The organism is Lacipirellula parvula (genome assembly GCF_009177095.1).
GTDB lineage: Bacteria > Planctomycetota > Planctomycetia > Pirellulales > Lacipirellulaceae > Lacipirellula > Lacipirellula parvula.
Genome location: NZ_AP021861.1, coordinates 4,489,175 through 4,503,779 on the forward strand (window position 1 = coordinate 4,489,175; position 14,605 = coordinate 4,503,779).

At 61.4% G+C, this 14,605-nt stretch carries 10 protein-coding genes; 3 read left to right on the forward strand and 7 right to left on the reverse strand.

What is annotated here, in order from left to right; translation table 11 throughout:
• Positions 1 to 257: 257 nt before the first annotated feature.
• From PLANPX_RS17560 to guaD, 4 genes are all read right to left on the reverse strand, one after another.
• Positions 258 to 1,652, reverse strand: a complete 1,395-nt coding sequence (locus PLANPX_RS17560) for a flavin monoamine oxidase family protein (protein ID WP_152099987.1) — start codon at positions 1,650 to 1,652, stop codon at positions 258 to 260.
• 84 nt (positions 1,653 to 1,736) lie between these two features.
• Complete coding sequence (locus PLANPX_RS17565) at positions 1,737 to 2,708, reverse strand: NAD-dependent epimerase/dehydratase family protein (RefSeq protein WP_152099988.1); 972 nt, start codon at positions 2,706 to 2,708, stop codon at positions 1,737 to 1,739.
• Positions 2,709 to 2,759: 51 nt separating this feature from the next.
• Positions 2,760 to 3,404, reverse strand: coding sequence for an antibiotic biosynthesis monooxygenase (locus PLANPX_RS17570; protein WP_152099989.1), 645 nt, complete (start codon positions 3,402 to 3,404; stop codon positions 2,760 to 2,762).
• Positions 3,405 to 3,437: 33 nt separating this feature from the next.
• Positions 3,438 to 4,853 carry a guanine deaminase gene (guaD, locus tag PLANPX_RS17575; protein ID WP_152099990.1) on the reverse strand — a complete coding sequence of 472 codons (1,416 nt, stop codon included), beginning with the start codon at positions 4,851 to 4,853 and terminating at the stop codon, positions 3,438 to 3,440.
• Between the two features lie 287 nt (positions 4,854 to 5,140).
• Here guaD and PLANPX_RS17580 point away from each other — a divergent pair, with 287 nt between their 5' ends.
• Positions 5,141 to 6,643: a carbohydrate porin gene (locus tag PLANPX_RS17580; protein WP_152099991.1), complete on the forward strand. Its 1,503-nt coding sequence runs from the start codon at positions 5,141 to 5,143 to the stop codon at positions 6,641 to 6,643.
• 97 nt (positions 6,644 to 6,740) lie between these two features.
• Here the strand turns inward: PLANPX_RS17580 and PLANPX_RS17585 are convergent, their stop codons facing one another.
• The gene (locus PLANPX_RS17585; RefSeq protein ID WP_152099992.1) at positions 6,741 to 7,496 is read right to left on the reverse strand and encodes a hypothetical protein; all 756 of its coding nucleotides are present in this window, start codon (positions 7,494 to 7,496) and stop codon (positions 6,741 to 6,743) included.
• A gap of 479 nt (positions 7,497 to 7,975) precedes the next feature.
• Between PLANPX_RS17585 and PLANPX_RS17590 the strand changes: the two genes are divergently transcribed.
• Complete coding sequence (locus PLANPX_RS17590) at positions 7,976 to 11,068, forward strand: hypothetical protein (protein WP_152099993.1); 3,093 nt, start codon at positions 7,976 to 7,978, stop codon at positions 11,066 to 11,068.
• 128 nt (positions 11,069 to 11,196) lie between these two features.
• Here the strand turns inward: PLANPX_RS17590 and PLANPX_RS17595 are convergent, their stop codons facing one another.
• Positions 11,197 to 12,006 (reverse strand): hypothetical protein, encoded by an 810-nt coding sequence (locus PLANPX_RS17595; protein WP_152099994.1) that lies wholly within the window; start codon positions 12,004 to 12,006, stop codon positions 11,197 to 11,199.
• A gap of 698 nt (positions 12,007 to 12,704) precedes the next feature.
• Positions 12,705 to 12,995, reverse strand: coding sequence for a hypothetical protein (locus PLANPX_RS17600; protein WP_152099995.1), 291 nt, complete (start codon positions 12,993 to 12,995; stop codon positions 12,705 to 12,707).
• A gap of 396 nt (positions 12,996 to 13,391) precedes the next feature.
• Here PLANPX_RS17600 and PLANPX_RS17605 point away from each other — a divergent pair, with 396 nt between their 5' ends.
• Complete coding sequence (locus tag PLANPX_RS17605) at positions 13,392 to 14,564, forward strand: mandelate racemase/muconate lactonizing enzyme family protein (protein ID WP_152099996.1); 1,173 nt, start codon at positions 13,392 to 13,394, stop codon at positions 14,562 to 14,564.
• Positions 14,565 to 14,605: the final 41 nt, after the last annotated feature.

Consider the following 14,605-nt stretch of genomic DNA (forward strand, 5'->3'; position numbering starts at 1 on the left):
ACTCGCAGGATGATGTTTCGGTCGCTAGCCCCCAGAGGGGGCGGCATGATGTAGCCAGGGGCGCCAGCCCCTGGTTCGAAGCATCGTAGCGAGCGAAAGCCCCGCGAGGGGCGACACCACTCGAAATTGTGATCACGAGCAGTGCCGCCCTTCACGGGGCTGGGACAGCTGCTCCAACCAAGAACCAGGGACTCGCTCCCCTGGCGACGCTACTCGGCCCCTCCAGGGCCGATACGGTCAGCAATTCTTGCCGCAGACTAACCGACCGCAGCACAGGTCAACGACGCCGCCACTTCCTCAGCAGCCTGCTCGCCCGCGAACAGCGCCCCTTCCAAGTAACCATTCCAGTCCTTGGCAAGATCAGACGCCGCCCACCAGACGTTCTGGAACCGCGGCATCGACTCGCCGCCGAACGCCGCCCCGAACTCGCACCAGGCGCCAGGCGGAAAATGGCAGCCGTAGCCGCCGCGCGTGAACTGGTCGGCAGTCCAGTCGTGTTCGATGTAGTCGATCGGCTCCAAGGCCTCGGGCCCGAACACATCGGCCCACGCTTGAAGCACTGCTTGCTTCCGCTCATGCAGCGGCAGACGCAATGCTTCCGTCGCACGACGCGCTGTCAGAAACCCGAGCAGCACGCCCGGACCGTCGCCGAGCGTATTGTCATAGGTGAACGTCTGCGGCCCGTCCCAATTAATGCCGTTCCCCGACAACCCGTTGTCGCGCCAGAAGGGGCGATCGTAGACCGCCTGCACTTTCATCGTGTTGCCCGTCTGCATGGCGGCAAACGCGCGATAGAGATCGGGCGGCAACGGCGGGCTGAAGATCAGCCCCGGCACCAGTTGCGGCGGCAAACAGACGATCGCCGTTTGTGCGAAGTAATCGCGTTCGCCAGTCTCGACGCAGACGCCCGCTTCCGTTTGCACGATAGCCTGAACCGCTTGGTTGAGGTGCAGCGCGTCGCCAAGCCGCTCCGCGAGTCGCTGGGCCACGAGTTGCGTTCCGCCGGCGACTCGATTCGCCTGGGCGCCACCAATCGCCCAGGGCGGCAGCCCGTGGCTGGTTTGGATGAACCACAGCATCTGCAGCAGCGAGACTTGGCCAGGCTCGGTCGAGTACGCCTGGTTGGTGAGGAACTTGAAGAACTCACGGCCCATGTCGGACTGCACGCGCGTTTCCAGCCAACTCTGGAAGGTGATTGCGTCCCAATTCTCCGCGTCGCCGCCAACCCACGGCTCTGCAGCGGAGACGAGTGGGAACAGACGATTCAATTCATCGAGCGTTCGCTCAATCTCGGCGCCGACTTCGGCCGGGTAGTTCAGCTTTTCGGTAAGGCACTTCGCGGGCGTGCCCGTATACCGGGCCACGCGATCGCCCACGCAAAGAAATGAATCCCCCTCTGTCCAAGCGGGCACGGCCTGAAGGCCGACCTCGCGAACGAGTTGATTCACGCGCACTTGCGCATCGTTGATGTACTGCCCGCCGAGCTCGAGCCGAGGCATTTTGGCGACGGGCAGTTCGAGCGTCCGTCCTCCCACCCGATCGCGAGCCTCGATGAGAATCGCATTGACGCCTAGCGCCCGCAGCCTGGTCGCGGCGGCCAAGCCACTGTAACCAGCGCCGATGACGACGCAATCACAAACGAAGCGATCCATGACTACTCTCCGGACGGTTGGCCCAATAACGCCTCAAAAGCGCGGGGCAGTTCTCAGCTCACGTCAATAATGGAATATCGTGTCCTACGCTCCGACCGTCACCAGCGATTGCTGCCGCTCGTGCTCTCCGACGAAACTCTCGAACAGCAACTTTACCCCTTGGCGAATATCAACCTGCGGCTTCCAGCCGAGATCTCGCTCGATGGCGACGAGCGACATCTTCCGCGCGTTCATCGCGTACTTATCGGGATCGCTGGTCGGCTGGATGGTCGCCGTCGGCACGTGCTCTTTCACCAACTCAGCAATTTTGCGGAACGTCGGGAAGCCTGGCCCCGTGACGTTGTAGGCCAGCGTGTCGACCTCGCCGATGCGCTCGCGAGGAACGCTCAACGCCCGTTGCAGGGCAAAGCATACGTCGTCGACGTACACCCACGGCAGCGGCACATCGCAACCTGCATCGAGCATGATCGGCTGCCCAGCCAGAGCCGCTTTGAACATCTCGCTAATGCCGCAGTAAGCCGTCCGCCCCGCGCCGTAAACGATACTGATCCGTAGCGACACCGCGTCGATATCCTCTTGAGCGTTGAACGCCCGCAACATCGCCTCGCACGATACCTTCGTCGCGCCATAAGGCTCGCTAGCCAAGAGCGGCAACCCTTCGACCACCGGCGTTACGCACGATGCCTTCTCGGCGGCTTGGCCGTAGACCGAGCTCGACGATAAAAACACAATCCGTCCCGACAGCTTCCGCAGCCGCGCGACCTCAAACAGATTGAGCGTGCCGAGGACATTCACCTCGAACACTTTCGCCGGGAAGTTATTGCAGATATGAGGACCTGAAACGCCGCCTGCGTGGACGACGCTCGTCACGTCATGTTCTTCAAACAAACGGTCGACGAACGCTCGGTCGGTCACATCGCCGACCACAACTGGCCAAGGCCGCGGCGTTGGGCTCTCGATTACGTCCAGCCCGACGACTTGCTCGCCCGATTCATGCAGCAGCTTCGCCAAATGGGTTCCCAAGAAACCTTCGGCGCCAGTAATCAAAATCGACATCAGTTCCCCCTCAAGCTGCTAATCAACAACGAACGACGGACAAGTCTCTGCTCAACCAGTGATCGGCCGGAAGGCGAACGCAATCCCGACAAGCAGCGCGAACAAACCAACGACGCCTGCGATCGAAACGACTTGCTTCGCAGGCGAGTTCGCTTCCAGCCACGGCTTGAGCACCCGCGTCAACGCCGGCACCACAGCCCATTGCAGCAGTGCGACGCTCATTGCATTGCCAATCAACATCGCGATCGACATCCCCAGCGGCGACGTGAACGGCCCGACGAAGATCGTCAGCAGCATCACCGTCGGATAGAGCCCGAACAGCACCGTCGATGCCATCTTCCATGGCGGGATGCCGGGCTCAAAGTCGCCCTGCATCGAGGCGAACCACGCGCTGAAGCCGCCGTCGAGCGTCTTCAATTCAAAGTCGCCGACCGTCTCGCGCAGCCGAGCGACGTACTTCGCCCGTTCCGACGAGTTGATCCACGCTTGCAACGCAGGCTGATCGGCGAAGTGAATCACGGAGACCCATTCGCCCGTGGCGCCGTTCGCCGGAGGGTAGAGGTCGGTCCCCTCATACCCCGGGAAATGCTGCGCCGCCGTGCTAACGTCGCGCTGCCACTGTTTGAACTTGTCGGTCGCCTCGGGCGGCACGCGCTGCACGATGGCTGCCGACGATTTGGCAACGCAGGTTTCCATGTTTCGTTCCTTCGTGGTGCGATTGCGGCGAAGTTAAGCGACGGCGCCGCCCGACTTCGAGTAAGCCCGTTTGCCCGCGATCCACGTTTCATCGACGTTGCGGTCGTCGCCAATCGCCAAGATGCCGAACAGCAACTTCGCAGCCTCTTCCATAGTCGCCGGCGTCCCTTCAGTCACGAGCGACTGATGCCAGGCCATCGCTGCTTGCCCCCCGTTCCAATCGAGCGCCACAAAGTCGGCTTCTTTGCCGACGTTGAAGTTGCCAAGCAAATCGTCGATGTACAGCGATTCGGCGCCGCCGAGCGTCGCGAGATAGAACGCGCGGTACGCGCTCAGCTTGTTCCGCTCCGCTTCGGCCGAGTCTTGCTCGCGCGGATTGACCGAGCCGTCGAGCATCGTGTTGTTGCACATGCCGACCTTGTACGCCTCTTCCATGACGCGAATGAGGCTGAACGCGTTGCCGCCGCCCATGTCGCAACCAAGGCTGATTCGGACGCGATGTTCCGGATCGAGCGCGCGGCCCAAGCGGAATAGACCGCTGCCGAGGAACAAGTTCGAAAGCGGGCAGAACGAAATCGCCGCGCCTGCTTTCGAGAACCGGCGGAACTCGTCGTTCGAAAGCCAGATGCCGTGGCCTGCGGTGAACTTTGGTCCGAGCAGACCGTGCTTCTCATGGACTTCGGTGTAGTCGTTGCAGTCGGGGAAGTGAATCTTCGCCGTCCGAACTTCCGAAGGATTCTCAGAAATGTGCGTGTTGATCCAGCAGTCGTTGTGCTCGCGTTTGAGTTGAGCGCACCGATTCATCAGCTCGCTCGTGCACCCCACGGCGAACCGCGGCGTGATCGCATAGAGATGACGGCCCTTGCGATGGTACTGCTCAATCAGCCGCTTCGACTCGCGATAGAACTCATCAGGCCCGATGAGGAAATCGTCAGGAGCGAAGCGATCGATACCCGTCAAACCGGCGATCGTCCGCATATTGCGGCGTTCGGCTTCGGCGAAGAATTCTTCGGTCGAAACCGGGCTACTGGTGGTAAACGCCTGACAGGTCGTCGTGCCGCCGGCAAGCAATGCATCAAAAAACTGCTTCGCAGCGCCGCGAGCGTAATCACGATCGCGGAACTTCAGCTCCTCGGGGAAAATCGATTCCTGGAGCCAATCGAGCAGCTGCGCGCCGTAAGCGCCAAGGACGCGCGTCTGCGGAAAGTGAATATGCCCGTCGATAAAGCCCGGCATGATCAGGCGATTTTTAATGTGCGTCACCGGCACATTGGCGTAACGCTTCGAGACTTCGTCGAACGCGCCGAACTCCTTGATGAGTCCATTCTCGGTGACCAGCAGGCCATCCTTCACGAACCGGGCCGAGGCCTGCTCATTTCCGATGTGCTTCCACGGATCGTCAACGAAGTCGAAGAACGCGCCGCGGACGGCCGAGAGGGAGGAAGACATGGCTGGGCCTTGGTAGGGAAATGGACGGAGAGCGTCGGCGCAACTGCTGACGGAGCTTCGCCTTCAGTGAGCGAAGTCACGCCTAAAGCTAGCATGTAGTCGAGAAGTCGGCTTTTACGATAAATCTCTGAATCCGCAATCTTCGTGGAGTAACCAGAGATTCATCATTGTCCGCCCGCACATTCGGAAGATTCGGCAAACCCCGGCGCCAGCTCATGAGCCGGCAACTAGGCGGACGACCCCGTGAATTGACGCGTCAACTCGGTTGATTGCCGACTCCACCGCCCATGATTCCACGCATCATTAGTAACGCGGCGCATTGGCTGGCGGTTGTCGCTGCGCTAACCACGGCAGGGCGCTCAGTGGCGGCAACGCAACCGAGCTCCGCGCTGGCTGCGGAGGAATACCTCGGCCAAGAGGGCTGGGGAGCGACCGACGATCGACTCTGGCCTGGCGCTAGTAACTCCTCCACCGCAGATGAAAGCGCCACGGCCGACGCCCACCTCGGCAACGACGACGAGAACCGCCCGCAGCACATCAGCTCGCTCGGCATGGCCGGCAACCCGGCCGCCGTCAACATTGTCGTCGGCACCGGCGCGCTCGGCCGCTTCCTCGGCGTGAGCGAAGAAAGCGGCCTCCGGCTCGGCGGGTTGTGGATCGGCGACGCCAGTGCGGTGCTCAGCGGCGGACTCGATGGAGGCGATTGGGGCCTCAACAGTCTGGCGATCATCGATCTCTCGCTCGACGCCGAGAAACGTTGGGGCTGGGAGGGAACCTCCTTCGGCACACAGTTCCTCAACTACACCGGCCAACCGACCAACAGCCTCGCCGGCACGGTGCAAGGCTTCGACGGTCTCCAGGCCGCGCCGCCGTTCGATCGCTCCGAACTCTACCAACTCTGGTGGCGACAGTCGTGGTACGACGGTCTACTGATCACGCGCCTCGGCAAGTCGGTCCCCTCCTTCGATTTCAACAACGTCCTCAGCGCCGTGCCGGTTGGCAACGACGCCTACAACATCCCCGCTGTCACGGGCCTCATCTACACGCCGATCTTCGTCAACCCAACGATGTATGGCCGCCTGCCCGGTTACTACGACTCCGCGACCGGCCTCACCGCGACGCTCGCCCCCGCAGACAACATCTACGCCTCGTACGGCGTTTACGACGGCAACGGCGCCCGCGGCGAGCATACAGGACTACTTGGACCGCAATTTACAGGCTATTACTTTCACATCGGCGAAGTCGGCTGCACCTGGGCGGCCGGCGCTGAAGAGAAGCCGGGCAAACTCGGCGTCGGCGTCTGGCATCAAACGGGCGATCTTGCACTCCCCAACGGCGGCTTCGACAACGGCGAAAGCGGCATTTATATGTTCGCCTCGCAACGTCTCTGGTTTCAAAATCCCGGCGTCAACCACGACGGCATCTCAGGCTTCGTGCAGCTGGGCGCCAACGACTCCAACGCCTCGTGGGTCCGAGAGTTCTTCGGCGCCGGCTTCACCGCGTTTGGGCTCGTTCCCTCGCGGCCAAACGACTCGCAAGGCGTCGGCATGGCGTGGTCGTTCCTGAACGACGCCCCAGAAGCGGGCTCGTTCTTCTTCCCGACGCACCAGGGCCCCAATCCGCCGGCTCCGTTGAACGACAACGAACTAATGTTCGCGGGATACTATCAGGCTGCACTCACCAAGGCGGCGTTCCTGCAACCGACGCTTACCTACATCCCCAATCCTGGCGCCCGCCAAGACATCTCCCCAGCCTTCGCGTCGTCGATCTACCTCACGGTGCTATTCTAGAGCGTTCCTCTAGCCCCCGGCTCCGCCGGGGGGTCGGCCTCCAAGCCGGTAAAGCACGCCCGCAGTTGACTCATCGAAAGAGCAGGGCAGTGGATCCCTACGCCGCACGCCGCCGCTCATCAATGCCGTACTTCTGCGCAGCCCCGTAAGCCTCGGCAAAGGCATGATAGGCGATCGCCGCTCGCGCAGGATCTTCCAGAATCGCTCGCACCTGCGCAATCGCAAACCGCCGGCACTGATTCCGAATCGCCGGCAAGCCAATCACTGTGAATGCAATCACGCCGCCGAGAATCTGAAAGCCGACCGCGTGAACATTGAACGCGATCAGCCCAAACGCCGCCAGCGCGAACACGAGCGTCGCCTCGACGCCCACCCAAAACCAAGACCACGCATCTAGCGCTTGCAGAATGAGCTGCTGATCGATCGGCGCCTGCGAACCGCTGACGAACGGGTAAAACGCCTTCCGCATCAACCCGTGCCGCACTCGTCGCAGCAGCGTGCGATCAAATTGCGCCAAGTCGATGTTCAACTGCTCCGCCATGTCGGCGAGGATCACGTCCAAATCAAAACACTCGCGAATTCCGAGCCAATCGGAAACCTTCGCGTGAATGCGGAAGACGCGAAAGCCAATGCCGATCGCCAGCGCCGGCAACAAGTATCCTGCGGTCGTCGACAGATTCTTGCTATCGACGGTCCAGGCCGCGTCAACCTTTGCGAGTAGCGCATCAGCCGCCGGTACATACATCCGCAACAGCCACACCGCCGCCAGCGCAGACGCCGTCGTAAACCAGAAGATGCGGTTGAGCATCGACTGGTAATCAGTCACCGGAGCGAGCGGATTAAGCGGCAACATTGTTGCGGGTCGAGTCGAGAAGAAGAGCAAGAAGTTGGGCAACGCCCGTAAGGCCGCGGGAGCGTAGCAGATCGGCCAGTGCTAGCTAAAGGGCAGTCGTTGGCTGCGGAACTTCGCGAGTTTCGACGGCAAGTCTGCCCGCAGCCGCGCGCCCGAATACGCCGCCGAGACGCGTCTCGATGCCGGATGACTTACGGCATACCGTAGCGATCAGCGTCCAGACCAAACCGCTTCGATCACTCGGAGCGCATCATAACATCGCTCACCGTTCACGCGGGAACTGCGGAGAATTGCGATCTCGCTCCCACGCAAAAAGTGGACTCAACCACTGTTATTTCTGCGCTCAAGCCGCGACGCCACAGCACGCTCTTTCCTAGATGCTTTCGCGAAACCTTACTAAAATGAAAGCTTACGCCAAGCGCGCCTCCAGGCGACCGTAACCCCGGCGCGATGAACGCCCATCCTGAGAGCTCAACCGTATGCAGTTTTTCCGTCTGATCGCTCAGCAGTTTGGCGCCATTCGTCCCGCCTTGGACGAAAATCAAAACACGCCTACCCGCGGCCGCCTTCTGCGGCTTGAGCCGCTCGAATCGCGGCAACTTCTCGCCGCAGCGGGCCTCGTCCCCATCGGGGCGGCGCCGGAAGGGGGCCTCTCTGGCAAAATCGTTTACACCCGCGCGGGTCATGGCTGGAACTATTACAGCAGTCTCGGACGCTGGTCCACCGATCGCGGCAACGTCCAATCGATCGTCGAGGACTTCGGCAACCAAGATCAAGTGACAATGTACGCCGATTACCTGCTTCGCGCCGGCGCGACGGTGGTGCCGCTGCGGCCCGTTGGCCGGCAGATCAACGAGGTCGTCCTCGATAACGATTCGCCCGGCGTCGCCTTCACCGGCACGTGGGCCAACAACGCCTCCGGAACGCGCTGGTACGACGAAGACTATGGCGTCGGCGGCATCGACGCCGTGAAGTATCGCACCGCGAGCGCGAACGGCGCGGGAGAAACGGCCGTCGCCACCTACACGCCAAACATCCCGCAAGCCGGTCTCTATCCCGTTTACGCATGGGTATCCCACGGTTCCGACCGCACCGATCAGCTCTACAAGATCAATCACACCGGCGGCCAAACGCAAATCACCGTCGACCATCGCATGGTCGGCAACGACTGGGTCTACCTCGGCAGCTACCACTTCAACTCCGGCAGTTCGGCAGTCGAAGGCTCGGTGCAAATCAGCAACTACTCCATCGGCGGCGGACGCTCGTCGCTCGTCGTAGCCGACGCCATTCGCTTCGGCAACGGGATGGGCGACCTCCCTTGGGGGAGTAGCGGCATCGGCACGGGCAACGTCTCCGGCTATCCGCGCGAAGACGAGGGGACGCTCCCCTGGGTCTACCGCGGGCTAGGGCAGGGGGTCACGCCATCGTCGGTTCTCGGCACGAGCGACGTCACCGCATCGACGCGCATGGCCGCGCACATGACGCCGTCGTCGAATCCGTTTGGTTCGAGTCTGCTGATCAGCTTCCACTCCAACGCTGGCGGCGGCCGCGGCACCGAGGGCCTGATTCATTCCACTGTCGCCAATCGGACGCCGAACCAGCAGGCGCTAGCCGTCATGTTTGCGCAGCAGATCGAAGTTGACATGATCGCGCGCAATGGCCAGTTCCCCTACAACTGGTCGACCCGTCGCGATTACGCCGAAGGCGCTTACGGCGAAATCAACAACACATGGATCGGCGGAAAGTTCGACGCCACGATCATCGAAGTCGGCTTCCACGACAGCGTGATGGACTCAGCCTTCATGCGCGATCCCCGCGGCCGCGATCAAATGGCCCGCAGCGCGTATGAAGCAACCCTCGAGTATTTCATCAATTTCGGGAATGTGAAGCCAGCGAACATCACCCTACCCTCGGCCCCGATCAACTTCGGCGTCGTCAGCAACGCTGCGGGCGACGTCACCCTCTCCTGGAACGCCGGCCTCTCGTCGTCCGGCGTCGGCGGCGTTTACGGCAGCCCCGCAACGGGCTACCGAGTTTACGCCTCGGTCGACGGCCGCGGCTTCGATGGCGGAATCTACGTCGCGGGGGGCGGCACGACCTCGGTGACGCTCTCCGGGTACGATCGGTCGATTCCGTACTATTTCAAGATTGTCGCCGAAAACGCCGGCGGCCAATCTGTCGGCACAGAAGTTCTAACCGTCCTTCCGCGCGGCGGAGCCAAGCAGGTCCTGATCGTCAACGGCTTCGATCGCCACGACGAGGCGCAAAACTTCCGCTACCCATACGCCTTTGGCGGAACCACCGCCGCTCGCGTTTGGTCGCGTTACAACAACAGTTTCGACTACGTCATCCAAGTCCAAGCCGCTATCCACGCCGCTCGCCCTGGAGCGAACGTTGCCAGCACAAGCAACGAGCGGATCATCAACGGCTCGGTTAACCTCAGCGACTACGACGCGGTCATCTGGATCCTCGGCAACGAATCGACCAGCACGTCGACCTTTAGCGCCGTCGAGCAAACGCGGGTGGAGCAGTTTATCGCCGCCGGCGGCCACCTGTTCGTCACCGGCTCGGAAATCGGCTGGGATCTCGACGCCTCCAACAATGGTCGCTCGTTTTACGAGAGCACCCTCAAGGGCGACTACATCGCCGACGCCGCCGGCGCCTACAACGTTACAGCCTCGGCGGGCGGAATCTTCGCCGGGCTGCCGCTGTTCCAATTCTCCAACGGCGCCGCATTCTCGAGTCTCGACTCGCAAATGTACAACGTCCAATTCGCGGACGTGATCGCTCCGCAAGCGGGCGGGCAACTCGCGTTGCAATATTCGGGCGGTTCCAACGGCGGGGCGGGGATCCAAGTCCCTGGCGTCGACGGCCGCGGCAACGTCGTCATGTTCGGCTTCCCCTTCGAAGCGATCACGACCGCCGCCAACCGAGCGAATGTTATGGACCGCGTGCTCGACTACTTCGGCGTGTCGGCCATCGCGCCCGCAAACGCCGACTTTAACGGCGACGGCATCGTTGACGGCGCCGACTTCCTCGCCTGGCAGCGCAACTTCGGCGCGACTGTTCCGCCTCGCACCAGCGGCGACGCCAACGGCGACGGCGCGGTCGATGGCGACGACTTGAATGTCTGGCGCGACCAGTTCGGCAGCCCGCCGCCGGCGATCGCTGCGCCGGCAGTCGTTGCATCGTTGGAAGCTGAGCCTGAAGTTCCAGTAGCAGCGCCGACTCACGCCGCGACTTCGTTCGCAAAGATGACGACCGAAGCAGAGTTGTCCCCCGCCTCGCTGAACTCCTACGCACCGCTAGCGCAACATGCAGCCAGCCTGGGCGCAGCTCTCTCAGACGCCCATCAAATCGGACGCCAACCACTCGGCCGATTCGTTCCTGCAGGCCCGATGCCGGTACGCAACAATCAAGCCGCCCTCGCCGCGAACGATCTTTCGCCACGCAATCGTCAGCTGTTCAAACGCCCCGACGCTTCGGTTCCGCAAGACGCTGCCAGTTTTTACGGCGACGCCTCAATCGACGACGCCCTCGCGACCGAGTGGAGCTGGCTCCGCCAAGTCTAGCGAATGACAATCTCGCGGGTCAGCACGCATTGTTGCAGGAAAACGAACGCCGCCGCCATTGCATCGAAGCTCAGCAGCGCGCGGACGACAGTGAGCGGAGCCAACTGGGACGATATTCTAAGTCTCGCTCATCCCTGCGGGCGGCGCAGGCGGCGTCCCCACTTTTCGCAGGCCGTCACGACGACGACGCTAACGGCCGCCAACGCCAGTGCCGACGGCTCCGGAACCGAGTCGGCTGGAAAGTAGCGAACTGCAAGACTGCGGCCGACTGCAAGCGATGGTCGCACCGAATACAACGCACCATCGGAGGGACCACTCACTTCCGACACGAGCGTATTCATCAGCCGCGAGGGCGCGCTAGTCGAGAAGGACAGGTGTGCGTCTGTGCTTAAACTAGAGCCAAATTTGAATTCCAGTTCACCCGGTTGAACCAGTTTGCCGCTCGCCGCGATTCCGGCTGCGCCGTACCCGTAGCCGCTTGAAGGAGGATCCCAAGTAACACTGAACGGACTCGTAACGACGCTCAAATTTGGCGGCGAAATCAGAGGCGAATCGGGGAAAGAGCTACGCGCGAAGGCAGACACGGTGAAACGATAAGTTTGGACGTCCGTTGAGTTTCCTATGGCTGTGGACGTGAAGTTCCATTCGCCGAAAGTCGCAGCAGTCAAATCTTCCCAGCTACTGAAATTTTCTCCAGGTATGCTGTTTGGCGGATACTCGGTCCCAGACGGTCCTCGCAGCGTCTCTGCGCGCCGGGGGGCAAGTGAAAAGTAGGACGGTGACATCGAGTACGATGTTGATCCGTCGAACGCTGTGCGTTCACTGACAAAAATCGTAATGGTAACCGGCGCCTGAGCCGCGACATCTTTACAGATTGATGCTTGAGCAAAGGCGAGACCGACACAAGCGCAGAGCGCCGCCAGCAGACGCCTCTTCATTAGACGTTCCTCCAAAAAGAGATAACCTGTTCCGCAGACTATTCTCTATTTGGATGGAGACGGTTGCAATAGATTTCCCCGTTTTCCGTCCCGACCTTGCCCGGCAAACCGCCGCTTGCCTTGAGAGGCTCCGCCGTATCAACGGGGCACTCAGTGTTGCGCCAACCGGAACGTTGCTCTAAACCGTTAGCCAGCGAAACGCTGAGTACGCGAGAGCGAAGAGCAGCAGCGCCACGCCAACGCCGCCGAATGCTAGCCAAAATGTTCGGTGGTACTGATCGATGAACCGGTCGCAAGCCGGGCAGATGATTAACTGTTGGGCCTCGCCGTTGCCCCTTGTGCTAGCAAATCGAAGCACCACGACCGATCGTTCAATCTGCTCATGGCGGGCGATGCGCTGGCCGCAGCGGTGGCACTCTACGCCGACGTACTTGCGCTTCCTCTTTCGCATGACCGCACGATACTCCTGGCGACGTGGGTCGAAAGCTAGGGCCGTCTCTGCACTGTTTCCGTAGCCGTACGATCAACCTCACGACGACGCTCGCTTTCCGCGATCGACGCCTCGATCGCGGGCAATAGTACGCCGACAAGATCGCCGACGACGACAATCGCAACGAGCGCACCGACGAGCCAAACTTCTCAAGGCGTCTTTTCCATAAAGCTTATTCTATCCCCGCCGCTCCCCACCGAAAGCAGACCTAGCCGCCAGATTCCGGGGCGGGCTTAGGCCGAGGCGGCAACAGAAAGTTGACGAGGCCCCCCACAACAATAAAACCTACGGATAGCTGCGCTGCCATCGCAGCATGTTCGCGCAGATGCCAGCGACTCGCCTCTTGCCGGTACGCGGCCTCAGTCTCCGGCGTAGGGTTCTCCGTCCATTCCGCGTGTGCATGGATGACGCTGCTGGGCATGATGCACGTCATGGCGCTGATCGCCGATGCAACCAGCGCTGATGCCACAACGATCTCGGCAACGGTGAATCGCTTCATGCCGCTCATTCTACCCGCCGCCGAGTCGGGTGGGAGAGGCATGCTCTTTACAACGCCGCCGCCATCTCCCAGCAGCCTCGCGACGACCGTCGTAGCGATAATCGCAAAAGCGTAGCAAATCGCGTTGTCCTAGCTGAAAAGCATTCGGCGCGAGACAGACCCCAGGCCCGTCGAGATAACGCCGCAGCCCTTAGAAGTCCTTTTGCTTGCCCGGTCTTGGCGAACTCATCGACGCAAATTAGCGACGACTAGCGACTTAAGTTAATAACGGGCTTTAGAGTCGCGAAGGCCTCCCGAACCGGCTTAATTGTATTACAATTAAGCCGGTTGATGCACATCGTTGCCAAGACAGTGCTAATCTCATCGACACTTCTACCGTCTAGCAAATCCACGCACATGAAAATCAAGAACATCGAAACCTACGCCGTCAGCGCCGGTTGGAAGAACTGGCTTTTCGTCAAAGTCTGCACCGACGACGGTCTCTATGGCATCGGCGAGGCCACCATCAACGGCTTCGTGAAGACCACCGAAGCGGCAGTGCATGAGTTGGCCCACTTCGCCATCGGACAGGATCCGCGGAACGTCAATGCCGTCGCGAAGCGCGTGCTCGAAACCATTCAGGACGCCGGCCACATCCATCGACTCGCCACCGCGGCAATCGAGGTGGCGTGCTGGGACATCCTGGGCAAATCGCTCGGCGCGCCAATCTGGCAACTTCTCGGCGGAAAGCAGCGCGAGACGGTGCTCGGCTACGCCAACGGTTGGTATCGGACCGAGCGAACGCCGGATGCATTTGTCGCCATGGCCGAAAACGTCGTCGCCAAGGGGTTCAAAGCGTTAAAGCTCGATCCCTTCGGCACGGCCAAGGACTTCATCAGTCACGACGACCTAGAGCTGTCGTATAACATCCTCGCGGCCCTGCGTGACCGGTTCGGTGCGGAGTTGGAAATTCTGATCGACGTCCACTGCCGGTTTACGCCGAGCGAGTCGGTGCGCGTCGCCCGGCGGCTAGCCGATTTGAACCTTTACTGGTGGGAGGAGCCGACGAGCGCCGAGCGAGAGGAGATGACGAACGAAGTGGCGATGCACTCGCCGATCTTGGTGGCGACCGGCGAGCAGTTCGACAAGATTGGGCGATTCGAGACGCTGGCTCGAGGCGGCTACGTCAGCATCTGGCAGCCAGAGCCGATGTCACTCGGCGGCATCGCCAACACGATCGCAGTGGCCAATATCGCCCGTGCCAACGGAGCCTGGATCGCCCCCCATCAAAGCGGCGGTCCCGTGGCAACGGCCACTTGCCTCCAACTTGCCGCCTGCGTGCCGAACTTCCTCATCCAGGAGCACTTCGACCCCTTCAACGAGCCTTGGACCCGCGATTTGGTCACATGGCGCCCCACGATCGACCCCAAAAACGGCCACCTGTCGCTGCCCACTGGCCCGGGCCTCGGTTGCGATCTGAACCTCGACGTGGTGCGCGAGCACCCATACGACCCCGAATCCTACTTGAACACCAGCGTGAAGGGTTGGGAAAAGCGGCTAGGCGTGCGTCAGCCGGCCGGGGCGAAGTGAGCGCGTCCGCCGCGAATCCGGATCGATCGTTGTAATACCAG